General features: G+C 70.9%; 13 protein-coding genes and 2 pseudogenes. 7 read left to right on the forward strand and 8 right to left on the reverse strand.

Annotation, left to right across the window (positions count from 1 at the left end):
- Positions 1-4: 4 nt before the first annotated feature.
- The 4 genes and pseudogenes from AB0Q90_RS37495 to AB0Q90_RS37510 form a co-directional block, all read right to left on the reverse strand.
- Positions 5-709 (reverse strand): annotated as a pseudogene (locus AB0Q90_RS37495) (pectate lyase); the annotation flags it as partial.
- A 117-nt stretch (positions 710-826) separates the two neighbouring features.
- Positions 827-1,219, reverse strand: a pseudogene (locus AB0Q90_RS37500) (RICIN domain-containing protein); the annotation flags it as partial.
- A 239-nt stretch (positions 1,220-1,458) separates the two neighbouring features.
- Positions 1,459-3,072: a cation acetate symporter gene (locus AB0Q90_RS37505; RefSeq protein ID WP_363164857.1), complete on the reverse strand. Its 1,614-nt coding sequence runs from the start codon at positions 3,070-3,072 to the stop codon at positions 1,459-1,461.
- The gene (locus AB0Q90_RS37510) at positions 3,069-3,506 is read right to left on the reverse strand and encodes a DUF485 domain-containing protein (protein ID WP_363164858.1); all 438 of its coding nucleotides are present in this window, start codon (positions 3,504-3,506) and stop codon (positions 3,069-3,071) included. Before AB0Q90_RS37510 ends, AB0Q90_RS37505 begins: the two co-directional genes overlap by 4 nt.
- A 271-nt stretch (positions 3,507-3,777) precedes the next feature.
- Between AB0Q90_RS37510 and AB0Q90_RS37515 the strand changes: the two genes are divergently transcribed.
- A complete protein-coding gene (locus tag AB0Q90_RS37515; protein WP_363164859.1) occupies positions 3,778-4,476 on the forward strand; it encodes an NAD(P)H-binding protein in 699 nt (232 codons plus the stop codon).
- Here AB0Q90_RS37515 and AB0Q90_RS37520 read toward each other — a convergent pair.
- On the reverse strand, positions 4,473-4,955 hold the full coding sequence (locus tag AB0Q90_RS37520) for a GNAT family N-acetyltransferase (RefSeq protein ID WP_363164860.1): 483 nt from the start codon (positions 4,953-4,955) through the stop codon (positions 4,473-4,475). The two genes, AB0Q90_RS37515 and AB0Q90_RS37520, sit on opposite strands and share 4 nt — an antisense overlap.
- Before the next feature lie 19 nt (positions 4,956-4,974).
- Positions 4,975-6,501, reverse strand: coding sequence for an MFS transporter (locus AB0Q90_RS37525; protein ID WP_363164861.1), 1,527 nt, complete (start codon positions 6,499-6,501; stop codon positions 4,975-4,977).
- 401 nt (positions 6,502-6,902) lie between these two features.
- Here AB0Q90_RS37525 and AB0Q90_RS37530 point away from each other — a divergent pair, with 401 nt between their 5' ends.
- The 3 genes from AB0Q90_RS37530 (at position 6,903) to mfd (ending at position 14,063) form a co-directional block, all read left to right on the forward strand.
- Positions 6,903-7,691, forward strand: a complete 789-nt coding sequence (locus AB0Q90_RS37530; RefSeq protein WP_363164862.1) for an ABC transporter ATP-binding protein — start codon at positions 6,903-6,905, stop codon at positions 7,689-7,691.
- Positions 7,688-10,252, forward strand: a complete 2,565-nt coding sequence (locus tag AB0Q90_RS37535) for an FtsX-like permease family protein (RefSeq protein WP_363164863.1) — start codon at positions 7,688-7,690, stop codon at positions 10,250-10,252. The genes AB0Q90_RS37530 and AB0Q90_RS37535 overlap by 4 nt, the downstream gene beginning before the upstream one ends.
- Before the next feature lie 277 nt (positions 10,253-10,529).
- Positions 10,530-14,063 carry a transcription-repair coupling factor gene (mfd, locus tag AB0Q90_RS37540; protein ID WP_363164864.1) on the forward strand — a complete coding sequence of 1,178 codons (3,534 nt, stop codon included), beginning with the start codon at positions 10,530-10,532 and terminating at the stop codon, positions 14,061-14,063.
- A 7-nt stretch (positions 14,064-14,070) separates the two neighbouring features.
- On the opposite strand, the gene AB0Q90_RS37545 is transcribed toward mfd, so the two are convergent.
- Entirely contained in the window at positions 14,071-14,691 is a 621-nt protein-coding gene (locus tag AB0Q90_RS37545; protein ID WP_363164865.1) for a TetR/AcrR family transcriptional regulator, read from the reverse strand.
- Positions 14,692-14,785: 94 nt separating this feature from the next.
- Here AB0Q90_RS37545 and AB0Q90_RS37550 point away from each other — a divergent pair, with 94 nt between their 5' ends.
- Positions 14,786-15,688, forward strand: a complete 903-nt coding sequence (locus AB0Q90_RS37550) for a hypothetical protein (protein ID WP_363164866.1) — start codon at positions 14,786-14,788, stop codon at positions 15,686-15,688.
- 152 nt (positions 15,689-15,840) lie between these two features.
- Here the strand turns inward: AB0Q90_RS37550 and AB0Q90_RS37555 are convergent, their stop codons facing one another.
- Positions 15,841-16,020 (reverse strand): antitoxin, encoded by a 180-nt coding sequence (locus AB0Q90_RS37555; RefSeq protein ID WP_363164867.1) that lies wholly within the window; start codon positions 16,018-16,020, stop codon positions 15,841-15,843.
- Positions 16,021-16,162: 142 nt separating this feature from the next.
- Between AB0Q90_RS37555 and AB0Q90_RS37560 the strand changes: the two genes are divergently transcribed.
- Both AB0Q90_RS37560 and AB0Q90_RS37565 read left to right on the forward strand, forming a co-directional pair.
- Positions 16,163-16,930, forward strand: coding sequence for an HNH endonuclease family protein (locus tag AB0Q90_RS37560; protein WP_363164941.1), 768 nt, complete (start codon positions 16,163-16,165; stop codon positions 16,928-16,930).
- Positions 16,931-17,006: 76 nt separating this feature from the next.
- On the forward strand, positions 17,007-17,750 hold the full coding sequence (locus tag AB0Q90_RS37565) for an N-acetyltransferase (RefSeq protein ID WP_363164868.1): 744 nt from the start codon (positions 17,007-17,009) through the stop codon (positions 17,748-17,750).

Here is a 17,750-nt window from a genome sequence, read left to right on the forward strand (position 1 = left end):
CGGGTCACTTGTACGTGACGTCCGACGCGGTGTAGCGGCAGTACGTGCCGTCGGGGCCCTCGCCCAGTGACGTCGGCTCGGCGCCGCTGCTGTTGCCCTTGAAGCGCTCGCAGATGGTGAGGTCCTTGTCGCCGACGACCGTCACGCCCGAGAGGGTCGCGGTGTCGCCGTAGTTGGTGTTGATGCCGACCAGGACCTTGCCGGGGGCGGTCGCCTTCACGTTGCTGATGACGATGTGCCGCTGGTACTGGGTGGAGCAGTTGCCGCAGGAGCGGACCAGCTTGCCGAAGTCCTCGACCTGGAAGTTCTTGACGGTGAGGGTGCCGGCGCCGTTGAACTGCAGGACCTTGTCGTCCGCCTTGCGGGCGCCGCCGCCGTCCACGAGGTACTTCGCGGACGTCGACTTGCCCTTGAAGGAGGCGGCGTCCTCGCCGACGTCCTCCCACCACACGTTCTGGATCGTGCAGCTGCCCAGGCAGTGGACGCCGTCGGCGGCCGGGGAGCCGAGGACGACGTTCTTCAGCACGGCGCCGTCGGCGAGTTCGAACAGCGGGCCCTGGCTCTCGGACTGGCCGTCGCTGCCGAGGTCGCCGGAGCCGTAGAAGCGCTTGAGGGAGCCGTCGTAGGTGCCGGACACCTCGATCGTGGCGCTGACGGCCTGGTTGCCGGTGGCGGTCGGCCAGGCACCCAGCGACGAACCGCCGGTGGCGGTCGGGGTGGGCGTGGCGGACTTCGTGGGCGACGCAGACGCCGACGCGGAGGCCGAAGCGGTCGGTGTGGCCGACGGCACCGGCTCGTCCTGCGCCACCAGCCGCCAGCTCTTGCTGCTCGCCTTGTCGCACGAGTTCTGCTGCACCAGCGCGGACTTGACGTTCAGGCACTTGGCGCTGCCCGCGTTGACCAGGTGATGGGCGTCGCCCACCGCCGCCGGCTTCCACACCTGTGTCGGGCTGTCGTCGCACGTCTGCTGCTGCACAGCCTTGCCGACCGACGTCGAGGCGCCCTTCACCCCGGCGCACAGGGAGGCGCCCTTGACCGTGAAACCGCCGTCCTTGTCGGCCAGTTGCCAGACCTGTGCGGCGGATCCGGCGTCGCAGGCCGCCGTCGTCAGCTGGGTGCCGGCGGCCGTCGACGGGGCGGTCAGGCAGGTGCCGTCCGCCGCATTGACCAGGCGGTAGGTGCCCGCGCCCGGGCCCGAGGCCGACGCCGTCATCAGCATTCCGCCGGTGACCGCGCCCGCGCCCAGGGCCGTGACCAGGCCGCCGATCAGGAGACCCCTGCGGCGGTTCGTCTTCCTGCGCCGCGGCCGATGCCTGCGGGCAACTGCTCTCTCGCTCACGTCGTCGCTCTCGTTCGGGAGTTCGGAGGGGCGGAAGCGAGGCCGCTTGCCTCACTTCCGCCCCTCTGTCGCCACCGGCCCCGCAAAGGGTTGCCGGACAACGAGAACGACCGACGGCGTCACCCCTGCCGGCGCACCGCCCCCGCCAGGATCCACCCCTCCACCGCCTCGTACTGCCGGCGCTGCTCCTCCGCCTTCCGCCGCCCGGAGATCACCGTCCCCAGCCAGCCGAACGCGAAGCCCGCGGGAATGGAGACCAGGCCGGTCGTCGTGAACGGGAACCAGTTGAAGTCGGCGTCGGGGAAGGCGGAGAAGGGCGAGCCGGAGACCAGATTGGTGCCCGGCATCAGCAGCAGGACGGTGAGGGAGCCGCCGATGAGCGTGGCCAGCAGGCCCGTTCGCGTGTAGCGGCGCCAGAAGAGGCCGTAGACGAGGGCGGGCGCGATGGCCGAGGCGCCCAGGCAGAAGGAGAGCGTGACCAGCGGTTGCAGGCTGCGGTTCTGGACCAGGGTGGCCAGCAGGATCGCTACCGTGCCCACCGCCAGCGCGGACAGCCGCGCCAGCACCATCTCGCGGCGGCCGGACAACTCCCGTACCCGGGAGGCGAACACGTCGTGGGCGAGGGAGTTGGCGCAGGCGAGGATCATGCCCGCGACAGAGGCGAGCAGGGTGAGGAAGAGGGCGGTGGTGACCGTCGTGAACAGGAACGTCTCCGCGCTGGACACCTCCGCGCCGAACGCGGCCTGCGAGCCGAGCAGATAGGCGGTGTTCCCCTGCGGGTCGGCCTGCGCGATCACCGCCCGCCCGATGAGCGCGGTCGCACCGAACCCGACGACCGTGATGACGAGCACGAACAGCACCACCGAGGACACCGCCCAGGACATCGAACGGCGCACCTGGCGCGCGCCCGAGGCGGTGTACATGCGCATGGTGACGTGCGGCAGGCAGGCGCCGCCGAGGACGACGGCCAACTGGGAGCTGATCATGTCCAGTTTCGGATACGGGCCGCCCGCGAACTCCAGACCGGAGTTCAGGAACGCCGACCCCACCCCGCTCTGCTCGGCGGCCGTGTCGAACAGCGCGCCCGGGTCCCAGTCGAACTTGCTCAGCACCAGTACGGCGACCACGGCGCCGGAGCCGAGCAGCATCACCATCTTCAGCATCTGGATCAGGGCGGTGCCCTTCATGCCGCCGATCGTCGCGTAGCTGATCATCAGCGCGCCCACCCCGATGATGCAGCCCGTCTGCATCGAGTCGCCGGAGAAGCCGAGGATGAACGCCAGCAGATGGCCGGTGCCCGCCAGTTGGACCAGCATCAGCGGCATCATCGCGGCGAGCGTCACCACGCACGCCGTGATGCGGACGCTGCGCCCGGGCATACGGCGGGCCAGCGCGTCGCCCATGGTGAACCGGCCCGCGTTGCGAAGGGGTTCGGCCAGCAGGAACATCAGCAGCATCAGTGACAGGGCCGTGCTGAGGGCGAGGACGATCCCGTCGTAGCCGTACAGCGCGATCACCCCGGTGGTGCCGAGCACGGTCGCGGCGGAGATGTAGTCGCCGCCGATCGCCAGGCCGTTGCGCATGGAGGACAGGGAGCTGTAGCCGGTGTAGAACTCGTCCAGGTCGTCACGGTCCGGGCCCGTCATCACGCACAGCAGCAGGGTGATGGTGGCGACGGCGGAGAACGCCACCAGGGACATCGCCTGTGCGTCGCCGCTGAACTGGGTGGTCATCGGCGTGCAGCCTCCTGCCGCTTGGCGTCCACCGCGGCCTGCCGGCGGATGCGGTCGGCGAGCGGGTCGACGTAACGGCGCGCGGTGTGCTCGTAGAGCGCGATCGCCAGCCAGGTGACGGGGAGTTGGACCAGGGCGAGGAGCAGGCCGGTGGGCATGCCGTCGGTGACCGTGCTCGTCATGAAGGAGGGCGCGGTCGCGGACAGGACGAGGAAGAGGAGGAAGTAGCCGAGCGCCGTGAGGGTGGCGGTGCGCCGCTGCCAGCGGTAGGCGCTGCGCAGGATGCGCAGGTCGCTGTGGTGGCCGAGCGCTGGGTGGCGCGGGGCGTGCTGCGGGCGCGGCGGACCGGCGGGGCGGGGCGGGTACGGCTCGTACGACGGATACGACTGATACGGCGGATGCGACTGGTACGACGGATACGGGTCGTGGGACATCCCGTGCTCCTTGCGTGGCGGCTCGGGTCCGGTGCGGACCGCAGGGAGTTGGGGGGCGGGTGAGCGGAGCCACGCACGCTACTCGCTGGTAGCCGGATCCGCGAGGGTTTCACCAAACTGAGCGGTCGGTACGCGCTTACTTCTGTGAATCCATGTCTGACCTCGGGTGTTACCCCCGTTAACTCAGACTTTTCACATCCCGTGTCACACTCCGCCCCGCCCCGCGCCTCTTGTCGGCAGAGCAGCACCCGTCCACGAGAGGAACACCACCATGAAGATCGTCGTCTTCGGCGCCAACGGCCCCACCGGCCGCCGTACCGTCGCGCAGGCGAGCGAGGCCGGGCACACCGTCACGGCCGTGACCCGCAATCCCGACGCGTTCCCGGAAACGGGGCCGCGGGTCAGGGTCCTGGCGGCGGACGTCCACGACCCGGCCGCGGTGGAGCGCGCGGTCGCCGGGCAGGACGCCGTCGTCTCCGCGCTCGGCGTGCCGTACAGCCGCGAGCCGGTCAGCGTGTACTCCGCCGGCGTCGCGCACATCACCGAGGCCATGACCCGGCACGGCGTACGCCGGTTCGTCGGCGTCACCTCCACCGTCCTGTTCGGGACGCCCGCGCCCGGCGAGAACTTCCTGTTCCGGAAGATCCTGGAGCCGGGCATCGCCCGCTTCATGGGGCGCACCGTCTACGACGACATGCGCCGCATGGAGGAGGTCGTCGTCACCTGCGACCTCGACTGGACGGTCCTGCGGCCCGGCGGCCTCTTCGACGCGGACGAGGTCAGCGCCTACGAGACCGGCACGAGCCGCCTGCCCGGCCGCTACACCTCACGCGCCGACCTCGCCCACGAACTGCTGCGCCAGGCCACGGAGGGGCGGCGGCACGTCGGCGCCTTCGTCGACGTCCGCACGACGCAGAACACACCGAGCTTCCTCGACCTCATCCGCAAGGAGGCGGTCGGCAAGGCCTAGGGGAGTGCGCGCCGGTAGCCGATGCCGGGGCGCCCGGTGAGGGTGAACTCCCCGGTCGCGAGGAAGCCGTTGCGCTCCAGTACGGCCCTGGAGGCGAGGTTGTCGAGCGTCGTGACCGCGGTGAGGGCGACCAGACCGTACGTCGTCGCCGCCGTCCGGCACAGCTCGCCGACCGCCGCCGTCGCCACGCCCCGACCGGACGCGTGTTCCCCGATGCGGTAACCGAGTTCGGCGCTGCCGTTCTCGACGTCGATCAGGTTGACGCGGCCGAGCAGTCGCCCGTCCTCGTCGGTCACCACATGGAAGTGGCAGACACCCGCCTCCTGTTCGGCCAGGCGAGCGGCATGAAGGGCGGCGAAGTCGGTGAAGTACGCGTCCCCCCGGTCCGGGATCGTGCGCACGAAGTACGCGCGGTTCTCCTGCTCGAAGGCCAGCAGGGCGTTCGCGTGATCGGCGCGCAGCCGTTCCAGCCTGATCATGCGGTGAGCATAGGGACGCTCAGTCGGTGATCACCGGGAATTTCCGCGGGGCCAGGAACAGCAGCACCAGGAACGCCAGCGCCGCCGCGCACGCCGCGCCCAGGTACACCGCGTGCACGGCGTCCGCGATGGCGTGCCGGGTCGCCTCCGTGGCCGTACCGGAGTCGAGGGCGCGGGTCACCGAGTCCAGGTCGCCCGCCCCGCCAAGACGCGCCGCCAGCACGCCGTTGGCGACCGCGCCGAACACCGCCGCGCCCATCGTCTGGCCGGTCTGGCGGCAGAACAGCACCGACGCCGTCGTCGTGCCGCGCTCCGACCAGCCCACCGTCGACTGGACTCCGACGATCAGCGGGAGCTGGAACAGGCCGAGCGCGCCGCCGAGCAGCAGCATCAGCAGGGTCGGCTGCCAGGCTGCGCCCGGGTAGGGCAGGAACGGGAACGCGAACAGGATCAGCGCGGCCGCCGCCATGCCGAACAGCGCGGTGTCGCGGAAGCCGATCCTGCGGTACACGTGCTGGCTGAACGCGGCCGACACCGGCCAGCTCAACGTCCATACGGACAGCACGAATCCGGCGGCCACGGGGCCGAGGCCGAGGACCGACTGGGCATACGTGGGCAGGAAGACGGTCGGCGCGACCATGAGCAGGCCCAGGGCGCCGAGCGCCAGGTTCACCGCGGCGATCGTGCGGCGCCGCCACACCCAGCCAGGGATGATCGGCTCGGCCGCCCGGCGCTCCACCAGCACCACGACCACCACCAGCGCGAGCCCCGTACCGAGCATGGCGACGGAGGGCGCCGACAGCCACGGCCAGGCCACTCCACCCTGCACCAGCGCCGTCAGCAGCACGCCCCCGCAGGCGAACACCGCCAGCGCGCCCGCCCAGTCGACACGCGCGCGCGTGGAGGGCGATTTCCCGTCACGCGCGCGCGTGGAGGGCGTTTTCCGTTCCGGCTCGTGCAGATGGCGGACGATCAGCCACAACGCCACCGCTCCGATGGGCAGGTTGACGAGGAAGATCCACCGCCAGTCCGCGTACGCCGCGAGCACGCCGCCCACGCCGGGCCCGGCGACCGCCGACACCGCCCACACCGTGGACAGCTTGGACTGGATCTTGGGGCGCTCCTCCAGCGGATACAGATCGGCGGCGAGCGTCTGGACCGTGCCCTGGAGCGCACCGCCGCCCAGCCCCTGCACGATCCGGAAGGCGATCAGCGCCCCCATGTTCCAGGCGGCGGCGCACAGCAGCGAGCCCAGCAGGAACACCGCCGCGCCCGCGACCAGCACCGGCTTGCGGCCGAAGGTGTCGGAGAGCTTGCCGTAGACGGGCAGGGTGACGGTCACGGCCAGCAGATAGCCGGAGAACAGCCAGGAGAAGTAGGAGAAGCCGCCCAGGTCGCCGACGATCTGGGGTACGGCGGTGGAGACGACGGTGGCATCGAGCGCGGCCAGCGCCATCGCGAGCATCAGGGCCGCCACGACGGCGCCGCGCCGGTCGGTTCCGGTGCGCTGTGCGCCCTTGGGTATCGCCGGTCTGGTACGGCCCACCGGATTCCTTCCCACTGCACCTATCTGCCGCCGACCAGCTTCCCACTTGAGCCTCACGTGACGGGAGGGTGCAGCGTGGAGTGGGCCCGAGGGTGGAGGCGACCCCGAGGCGCACTCCACCGAAGGGTGGAGTGCCCTTAGGGGTAGTTCCGTACTAACGGCCGGGGTGGGTTCGTCCCGACGGAGGACGAGACGGCCCGGGGGCGGTCCTTAACCTGGCTTTACGCCGCTGGGGGGCGGCTGACCGAACCATCGAGGGTGGGGTTTTCCCCCGGAGAAGACTGCACTGGGCACCAGCGCGCCGGACCCCCTCCCGCCGCCAGACTCATGGACGTACCGCTTCACACGTTCCTTGCACTGATTCGCTTGCTTCATCTGCTGACCGACATAGGAGACATACCGTGACATCGGCTGTGACCATTCCCAGGCACGGGGGCACTGGAGGGCGTACGGCCGTTGCCGCGCGGGCGCGGCAGGTCGTCAAGGCCTACGGGGCCGGGGAGACCCGCGTCGTCGCCCTCGACCATGTCGATGTGGACATCGCCCGCGGCCAGTTCACCGCGATCATGGGCCCCTCGGGCTCCGGCAAGTCCACGCTCATGCACTGCCTCGCCGGTCTCGACACCGTGTCCAGCGGCCAGATCTACCTGGACGACACCGAGATCACCGGCCTGAAGGACAAGAAGCTCACGCAGCTGCGCCGGGACCGGATCGGGTTCATCTTCCAGGCGTTCAACCTGCTGCCGACGCTCAACGCGATAGAGAACATCACGCTGCCCATGGACATCGCCGGCCGCAAGCCCGACAAGGAGTGGCTGGCGCGGGTCGTGGACACCGTGGGGCTCGCCGGGCGGCTCAAGCATCGGCCCACCCAGCTCTCCGGCGGCCAGCAGCAGCGCGTCGCCGTGGCCCGGGCGCTGGCCGCCCGGCCCGAGATCATCTTCGGTGACGAGCCGACCGGAAACCTCGACTCGCGCGCGGGTGCCGAGGTACTGGGCTTCCTGCGGCGCTCGGTCGACGAGCTCGGGCAGACCATCGTGATGGTCACGCACGACCCGGTCGCCGCCTCCTACGCGGACCGTGTGCTGTACCTCGCCGACGGCCGGATCGTCGACGAGATGCTCCGCCCGACCGCCGACGCCGTGCTGGACCGCATGAAGGACTTCGACGCCCGGGGGCGCACGTCATGACCGTCGTGAAGACCTCGATGCGCAACTTCTTCGCGCACAAGGGACGCATGGCCCTGTCGGCCGTGGCCGTCCTGCTGTCGGTGGCCTTCGTGTGCGGCACGCTGGTGTTCACCGACACCATGAACACGACGTTCGACAAGCTCTTCGCCACCACCGCCTCCGACGTCACGGTCTCCCCGAAGGAGGCCAAGAGCGACGAGGCCGCGCAGAACGGCAAGCCCGAGTCGCTGCCGGCCTCCACCCTGGCGCAGGTGGCGAAGGCGGAGGGCGTCAAGTCCGCCGAGGGCGCGGTCAGTTCGATGAACGTGACCGTCGTCGACAGCGACAACGACAACATGGGGTCGAGCAGCGGCGCCCCGACCATCGCCGGCAACTGGACCAAGAACGACCTGCGGTCGATGGAGATCACCTCCGGGCACGCCCCGCGCGGACCCACCGAGGTCATGGTCGACGCCGACACCGTCGACAAGCACGACCTCAAGCTCGGCGACGAACTGCGCACCATCTCCGTCGTCGGCGACTTCAAGGCGCGCATCGTCGGTATCGCCACCTTCAAGGTGACCAACCCCGGCGCCGCGATCGTCTACTTCGACACCGCCACCGCCCAGCGCGAACTTCTCGGCGCCGAGGGCCGTTTCACCCAGATCCTCGCCACCGCCGCGTCCGGTGTCAGCGACGAGCGGCTCAAGCAGAACGTCGCCCAGGCCCTGGACGGCACGTTCAAGCTCCAGACGGCCAAGGAGAGCGCCGACGAGAACCGCGAGGACGTCAACGAGTTCATGGGCGTCATCAAGTACGCCATGCTCGGCTTCGCCGGGATCGCCTTCCTGGTCGGCGTCTTCCTGATCATCAACACCTTCTCCATGCTGGTCGCCCAGCGCACCCGCGAGATCGGCCTGATGCGGGCGATCGGCTCCTCCCGCAAGCAGGTCAACCGCTCCGTGCTGGTCGAGGCCCTGCTGCTCGGCTTCGTCGGCTCGATCCTCGGCGTCGGCGCGGGCGTCGGCATCGCGATCGGCCTGATGGAACTGATGTCGATGGCCGGCATGAACCTCTCCACGGACGACCTCACCATCAAGACCGCCACCCCGGTGGCCGGCCTCGTCCTGGGTGTCGTCGTCACCGTCCTCGCCGCCTATCTGCCGGCCCGCCGCGCCGGCAAGGTCTCCCCGATGGCCGCACTGCGCGACGCCGGCACCCCGGCCGACGGCAGGGCGGGCTGGGTGCGCGGCCTGATCGGCCTGGTGCTGACGGGCTCGGGAGCCGCCGCCCTCTATCTGGCCGCCACGGCCGACAAGGCGAGCGACGGCGCGCTGATGCTCGGCGGCGGTGTGGTGCTGTCCCTGATCGGCTTCGTCATCATCGGCCCGCTGCTGGCGGGCGGGGTGGTCCGGGTGATCAGCGCGGTGCTGCTGCGGGCCTTCGGCCCCGTGGGCCGGATGGCCGAGCGCAACGCCCTGCGCAACCCGCGCCGCACCGGCGCCACGGGCGCCGCCCTGATGATCGGCCTGGCACTGGTGGCCTGTCTGTCGGTGGTCGGCTCCTCGATGGTCGCCTCCGCGACGAGCGAGCTGGACAAGTCGGTCGGCGCCGACTTCATCGTCCAGGGCAACCAGCGGATCTTCCCCGAGGCCGAGAAGGCGATGCAGGAGAGCCCCGGCCTGGCCCACGTCACCCGCTACAAGGAGATCGACGCCACCCTCACCTCGCCCGACGGCAAGACGGAGGACGACGGCGTCACGGCCGCCGACCCGACCTATCCGGAGGACCTGAGCCGCCCGACCACGGCGGGCACCCTCACGGACGCCTACGGCAAGGACGCCATGTCGGTCGGCTCCGACTACGCCAAGAAGCACCACGTGCGGGTCGGCGACACGCTTACCGTCGCCTTCAAGGGCGGCGAGACGGCGAAGCTGAAGGTCGCGGCGATCACCGACGACGACAGCGTGTTCGACCAGGGTGCGCGGTACATCAGCATCGAGACGATGCAGAAGTACCTCCCGGCCGACCGGATCCCGCCGAACTCGATCATGTTCGCCGAGGCGAAGGAGGGCCAGCAGGACCAGGCGTACGCGGCCCTGAAGAAGGCGCTGGACCCCTACCCGCAGTACCAGGTCCGTGACCAGACGGACTACAAGGAAGAGCTGAAGAACCAGGTCGGCCAGCTGCTGAACATGGTCTACGGCCTGCTCGCCCTGGCGATCATCGTGGCGGTGCTGGGCGTGGTGAACACGCTGGCCCTGTCGGTGGTGGAGCGGACGAGGGAGATCGGCCTGATGCGGGCCATCGGCCTCTCCCGCCGCCAGCTGCGCCGGATGATCCGCATGGAGTCGGTGGTCATCGCCCTCTTCGGCGCCCTGCTGGGCCTCGGGCTCGGAATGGGCTGGGGCGCGACGGCCCAGAAGCTGCTCGCGCTGGAGGGCCTGAACGTCCTCGACATCCCCTGGCCGACGATCATCGGCGTCTTCATCGGCTCGGCCTTCGTGGGCCTGTTCGCCGCCCTGATCCCGGCGTTCCGGGCGGGCCGCATGAACGTCCTGAAGGCGATCGCGACGGAGTAGCGCAGGAAGCAGCCACCGCATACGGGGGTTGCGGGGCCCGGTGCCGGGAGTCTTGGGGGACTTCCGGCACCGGGCTCTTCTGCGATGGGGACACAGGCCGGGCCTCTGGGGGCGGCGCCCCCAGAGGCGCCCACACCCACGCAGGTTGTCCACACGGCGGACGTTGTCCACAGCCCCGGCGCCCGCCCGCGCAGCGACGTACGCTGGAGAGACCCCCGGCCCGCAGCGCGCGTCGGGCGGTTCGTGTTGCCCGCCCCCGGACGAAAGCCGCCCCCGAATGAGCCTGCACGGTCTGCTCGACGCCGTAGTCAAGGACACCGCCCTCGCGGAAGCGATCGCCGCGGCCACCGACGGCAACCGCATGCACGTCGACCTCGTCGGCCCCCCGGCGGCGCGCCCCTTCGCGGTCGCCGCCCTGGCCCGCGAGACCGGCCGCCCCGTGCTGGCGGTGACGGCGACGGGCCGCGAGGCCGAGGACCTCGCCGCCGCCCTGCGCTCCCTCCTCCCCCCGGAGGGCGTCGTGGAGTACCCGTCCTGGGAGACCCTCCCGCACGAGCGCCTCAGCCCCCGCAGCGACACCGTCGGCCGCCGCCTCGCCGTCCTGCGCCGGCTGGCCCACCCCCGCCCGGACGACCCCGAGACCGGCCCGGTCTCCGTCGTCGTCGCGCCCGTACGCTCGGTCCTCCAGCCGCAGGTCAAGGGCCTCGGCGACCTGGAACCCGTAGCCCTGCGCACCGGGCAGACCGCCGACCTGAACCAGATCGTCGAGGCCCTCGCCGCCGCCGCGTACTCCCGCGTCGAGCTGGTCGAGAAGCGCGGCGAGTTCGCCGTACGAGGCGGCATCCTCGACGTGTTCCCGCCCACCGAGGAACACCCCCTGCGCGTCGAGTTCTGGGGCGACGACGTCGAGGAGATCCGCTACTTCAAGGTCGCCGACCAGCGCTCCCTGGAGGTCGCCGAGCACGGCCTGTGGGCGCCGCCCTGCCGCGAGCTGCTGCTCACCGACGACGTACGCGCACGCGCGCGTGCCCTCGCCGAGGAACACCCCGAGCTCGGCGAGCTGCTCGGCAAGATCGCCGAGGGCATCGCCGTGGAAGGGATGGAATCCCTCGCTCCGGTCCTTGTCGACGACATGGAGCTGCTGCTCGACGTGCTGCCCAAGGGCGCCATGGCCGTCGTGTGCGACCCCGAGCGGGTCCGCACGCGTGCCGCCGACCTCGTCGCGACCAGCCAGGAGTTCCTCCAGGCGTCGTGGGCGGCCACCGCGGGCGGCGGCGAGGCGCCCATCGACGTCGGCGCGGCCTCCCTGTGGTCCATCGCCGACGTCCGCGACCGCGCGCGCGAGCTGGACATGATGTGGTGGTCGGTGTCGCCGTTCGCGGCCGACGACGTCCTCGAAGAGGCCGACACGCTCAAGCTCGGCATGCACGCGCCCGAGACCTACCGCGGCGACACCGCGAAGGCGCTGGCCGACACCAAGGGCTGGCTCGCCGACGGCTGGCGCACGGTCTACGTCACCGAGGGCCACGGCCCGGCCGCCCGTACCGTCGAGGTCCTCGGCGGCGAGGGCATCGCGGCCCGCCTGGACGCGGACCTGACGGCCCTGAGCCCCTCGCTCGTGCACGTGGCGTGCGGCTCCATCGACTACGGCTTCGTCGACCCGGCACTCCGGCTCGCCGTGCTGACGGAGACCGACCTGTCGGGCCAGAAGGCGGCCGGCAAGGACGGCGCCCGCATGCCCGCGCGCCGCAGGAAGACCATCGACCCGCTCACCCTCGAAGCCGGCGACTACATCGTCCACGAGCAGCACGGCGTCGGCCGCTACATCGAGATGGTGCAGCGGACCGTCCAGGGCGCCACGCGCGAGTACCTCGTCGTGGAGTACGCCCCCGCCAAGCGCGGCCAGCCCGGCGACCGCCTCTACATCCCCACCGATCAGCTGGAGCAGATCACCAAGTACGTCGGCGGCGAGGCGCCCACGCTGCACCGCCTCGGCGGCGCGGACTGGACGAAGACCAAGGCGCGCGCGAAGAAGGCCGTCAAGGAGATCGCGGCGGACCTCATCAAGCTCTACTCGGCCCGTATGGCGGCCCCCGGGCACGCCTTCGGCTCGGACACTCCCTGGCAGCGCGAGCTGGAGGACGCCTTCCCCTACGCCGAGACGCCCGACCAGCTCACCACGATCGCCGAGGTCAAGGAGGACATGGAGAAGTCGGTCCCGATGGACCGCCTGATCTGCGGCGACGTCGGCTACGGCAAGACGGAGATCGCGGTGCGGGCCGCCTTCAAGGCCGTACAGGACGGCAAGCAGGTGGCCGTGCTCGTCCCCACGACCCTGCTGGTGCAGCAGCACTTCGGGACGTTCTCCGAGCGCTACTCGCAGTTCCCGGTGAACACCCGGGCCCTGTCGCGCTTCCAGACCGACACCGAGGCGAAGGCCGTCCTTGAGGGCCTGAAGGAGGGCTCGGTGGACGTCGTCATCGGCACCCACCGCCTCTTCTCGTCGGAGACGAAGTTCAAGGACCTGGGCCTGGTCATCGTCGACGAGGAGCAGCGCTTCGGCGTCGAGCACAAGGAGCAGCTGAAGAAGCTGCGCGCCAATGTGGACGTCCTGACGATGTCCGCGACCCCGATCCCGCGCACGCTGGAGATGGCGGTGACGGGCATCCGCGAAATGTCCACGATCACCACCCCGCCGGAGGAGCGCCACCCGGTCCTGACCTTCGTCGGCCCGTACGAGGAGAAGCAGATCGGCGCGGCCATCCGCCGTGAACTGCTGCGCGAGGGCCAGGTCTTCTACATCCACAACCGGGTGGAGTCGATCGACCGCGCGGCCGCCCGGCTGCGCGAGATCGTCCCCGAGGCCCGGATCGCGACGGCCCACGGCCAGATGTCGGAGCAGGCGCTGGAACAGGTCGTCGTCGACTTCTGGGAGAAGAAGTTCGACGTACTCGTCTCGACGACGATCGTCGAGTCCGGCATCGACATCTCCAACGCCAACACGCTGATCGTGGAGCGCGGCGACAACTTCGGCCTGTCCCAGCTGCACCAGCTGCGCGGCCGGGTCGGCCGAGGCCGGGAGCGGGGCTACGCGTACTTCCTGTACCCGCCGGAGAAGCCCCTGACGGAGACCGCCCACGAGCGCCTGGCGACCATCGCCCAGCACACGGAGATGGGCGCGGGTATGTACGTGGCGATGAAGGACCTGGAGATCCGCGGCGCGGGCAACCTCCTGGGCGGCGAGCAGTCCGGCCACATCGCGGGCGTCGGCTTCGACCTGTACGTCCGCATGGTCGGCGAGGCCGTCGCGGACTACCGCGCCTCCCTGGAGGGCGGGGTCGAGGAGGAGCCGCCCCTGGAGGTCAAGATCGAGCTCCCCGTCGACGCGCACGTCCCGCACGACTACGCCCCCGGCGAGCGGCTCCGCCTCCAGGCCTACCGGGCCATCGCCTCCGCCAACACGGAGGAGGACATCAAGGCCGTACGCGAGGAACTCGTCGACCGCTACGGCAAGTTGCCCGAGCCGGTGGAGAACCTGCTGTTGGTGGCGGGCCTGCGCATGCTCGCGCGCGCGTGCGGCGTCGGCGAGATCGTCCTCCAGGGCAACAACATCCGCTTCGCACCGGTGGAGTTGCGCGAGTCCCAGGAACTGCGGGTCAAGCGCCTCTATCCCGGCACGGTCATCAAGCCGGCGGCGCACCAGGTCCTGGTGCCGCGGCCCAAGACCGCGAAGGTGGGCGGCAAGCCGCTCGTCGGGCGGGAACTGCTGGGCTGGGTCGGGGAGTTCCTGGCGTCGATCCTGGGGTCCTGAGGGGCGGTCACCGGATCTCGCCCGCCCGGAACAGCAGCGCCGCCAGCGCCCGGAACACCTCCTCCGGATCCTTCTCCCCGACGGGTCCGTCCAGGTTGTGGCTCAGCAGCAGCGTCGCGAACCCGTGCGCCAGCGACCACGCGGCGACGCCCGCGAGCCGGTTGTCCACGCCGAGTTCCTCCGGCCGCACGCCGGCGACCGCCCCGCGCAGGGCGTCGCCGGCGAGGGCGCGGGCCGTGGTGAGTTCGAGGTCGTCGGCGCGCAGCAGCTCGGGTGTGAACATCACCTGGAAGTGCGCCGGGTGCTCGCGGGCGAAGCGTACGTAGCGCACGCCCGAGTCCTTGAGGTCCGCGGCCTCGGTGAGAGCGGCCGCGAGCAGCCCGAAGCCTTCGGCCGCGATCGCGGTGAGCAGCCCGGTGCGGTCCTTGAAGTGGTGGGCCGGGGCCGCGTGCGAGACCTCGGCGCGGCGGGCGAGATCGCGCAGGCTGAGCGCGGACGGACCGTCGGCGGCGATGACGTCGAGGGCGGCGGTGAGGATGGCGCGGCGCAGGTCACCGTGGTGGTAGCGGCGTTCGCCGGGCTTCTTGGGCTGTGCGGGCGGCTGGGCGGAGGACTGTGCGGGGGTCATGCTCAGCAGGGTATCCGCAATCTAGGCGTTGACAAGTTGGGGATGCTCGGGCAATCTAGGCAGTGTCTAGTTGTGGAGTGTGAGGGGGAGTCACATGTCGACGCACGAGGAATTGACGCGCGAATCGAACGGCGGGATCGAGCCGGCCCGAGTCCGTCAGCTCTGGCATCTGCTGGAGCCGCTGCACGCGGTGCTGTACTACGCGCCGGAGGTCTTCGAGGAGGCCGCCGAGCTCGGGTACGGGACGAAGGAGCGCTGGCCGAGCTACTTCCCCTTCCGGGCGGCGCCGTTGGGCGCGGCCGGGAGCGAGCGGGTGGCGTCCGCCTTCTACAGCTTCAACCCCCGCATGGTCGCCGAACACATCGACCCGGCGTGGTCGATCGCGAGCCCGGAGGGCGTGCTGGCGGCGCGACTGCGCGGCATGGACCGGGCGTACCGCGCGATATTCGGTGACCGCACCGACAGTCCGGAGCTGGCGGAGGCCGCCGCCCTCGCCCGGCGCGCCGCCGAGGCGGCGAACACGGCCGGCCGCCCGCTCGCCGCGGCCAACGCCGAACTGGACTGGCCCGAGGCCCCACACCTCCAGCTCTGGCACGCGGCGACGATCCTGCGCGAGCACCGCGGCGACGGCCACCTCGCGGCCCTGCTCGTGGCGGGCCTCGACCCGGTCGAGTCGCTCGTTTCCTTCGCCGCGATAGGCGCCGCCTCCGTCGAACGCTTCGAGAGCCGCGGCTGGAGTGCGGAGCAATGGGCGGCGGCACGCGAACGCCTCACCGCCCGCGGCCTGGTCGACTCCGGCGGTACGGCGACGGAGGCGGGCCGCGACCTGCGCCGCACCGTCGAGGAGCACACCGACCGCCTGGCCGCCGCACCCTGGCGGGCGCTCACCCCGCAGGACGTGGACCGACTCACTGAACTGCTCGGCGAGTTCTGGGTCGCGGTGCTGTCCTCGGGGCTGCTGCCGTCGGAGACGACGCTCGGCATCGGGAAGGTCTGACGGCTCGGGAACATCTGACAGCTCTGGAGGGTCTGACGGCTACGGGCGGTCGCCCGGACGGGTCGCCGCTCCGGACAGGCGAAGCCGTCCGCGGCTGGTGGGTCTTCCGCGGACGGCCTCTGTTTCAGGATGGCTCTCCGGCCTTGGGGTTCCTACGGTTGCTCGGGCCTGTCACGGTCCATGCCGAGCTGGCCCTCGATCCGCTGCTGCGCGTCGTCGACCTGGCTCTCGTACTTGTTGCCCGTCTTCTCGTTGACCTGTTGTTCCGCGGTGTCGGACATGTCCTTGGCCTTGTCCCGCGCCTGATTCCTGAACCTGTCGAAGATGCCCATCCAGAACTCCTTCCGGGGCGACTCAGAACCGACGATACGCCCGAGATCGATGGAATGCGCATTTTCAGCCGATATGGCCTGGACCTCTCGGCCGCTACCGTGAGACCGGCACAACCGGCACGCAGGGGAGGGGCGCACCGTGATGCGTCTGAGGGGCGGGGCGGCGGTCTCCGCCGCGGTACTGGGCATGCTGCTCGCGGTCACGGGCTGCGAGGACGTGGGTGACCTGCCCCTGGACGACTCCGCCTCGGGCTCCGCGGGGGACGGCGGCGAGGGGCGCGCGGTCAGCCCGCTCGACAACTCCGACGGAACGAAACCGGGCCTCGCGGCCATCACCTCGGACGCCGACCGGGCCGAGGCGCGGGCCCTGATCGAGAAGGTGACGACGAAGGGCCGTGGCCCCAGGACGGGATACGGCCGGGACGAGTTCGGCTACGCCTGGATGGACTCCGCCCCGGGTGTCGCGTACGCCCGCAACGGCTGTGACACCCGCAACGACCTGCTGCAACGGGACGGCGAGGAGCTGGAGTTCCGCTCGGGCTCGGACTGCGTCGTGATGTCCATGCGACTCGACGACCCGTACACCGGCCGGACGATCGAGTGGACCAAGTCCCGTGCCACGGAGGTCCAGATCGACCACGTCATGCCGCTTTCCTACGACTGGCAGATGGGCGCCTCCCGCTGGCCCGAGGGCAGACGCGAGGCCATCGCCAACGACCCGCTGAACCTCATGCCGGTCGACGGCCGCACCAACAGCTCCAAGGGCGACTCCGGCCCCGCCTCCTGGCTCCCCCCGAACAAGCGGATCCGCTGCTCCTACGCCGTGCGCTTCGCCCAGGTCTCCCTGAAGTACGAGCTGCCGGTGACCTCGCCCGACAAGGAGATGATGCTGCGACAGTGCGGGGGCTGACCCGGCGGTCGCGGTCGGTCGCGGTCGGTCGGAAAAGGGTTTCCCGACGCTCGTGGCGCCCACCTACCGTGGGCGCATGGAGTGGAAGGTAGCGAGCCTGGCCCAGCGTCCCGAGATGTTCGAGCGGGTCGTGGCCATGGAGTCGAGCTGGCCGGAGCCGGTGACGAACGACCATGTGGGCAACGCCCATTACGGCCGGATCGCCACCGAGCTGCCGGAGTACGTGCAGTTCACCGAGGACGAGCGGGGCGAGATCGTCGCCCACGCCTACAGCGTGCCGTTCGCCCTCGCCGTCGAGGGCCGCGGCACCCTGCCCGCCCGCGGCTGGGACGAGGTGCTCGTATGGGCGTTCAGCGATCTGCGCCACGGCGTGCGCCCCGACACGGTCAGCGCCATCTCGGTCACCGTCGCCCCGCACGCCCAGGGCCTCGGCCTGTCCGGCCTGATGCTCTCGGCAATGCGGGACAACGCCCGCGCCCGTGGCTTCCGCGAGGTCGTCGCCCCCGTCCGCCCCAACGCCAAGCACCTCGAACCGCACACCCCCATCGAGGAGTACGCCCGCCGCGTACGGCCCGACGGGCTGCCCCACGACCCGTGGCTGCGGGTGCACGCCCGGGCCGGCGCCGTCATCGACTCGGTGGCGCCGGCCTCCATGACGGTGTCCGGCTCGCTGGAGCAGTGGCGCGGCTGGACCGGGCTGCCCTTCGACACCGCGGGCGATGTCGAGGTGCCCGGTGCGCTGGTGCCGGTGCGCTGCGAGCCGGAACGGGGATACGCCGTCTACGTGGAGCCCAACGTATGGATGCGGCACCCCCTGTGA

Source organism: Streptomyces sp. NPDC079141 (assembly GCF_040686775.1).
Taxonomy (GTDB): Bacteria; Actinomycetota; Actinomycetes; order Streptomycetales; family Streptomycetaceae; genus Streptomyces.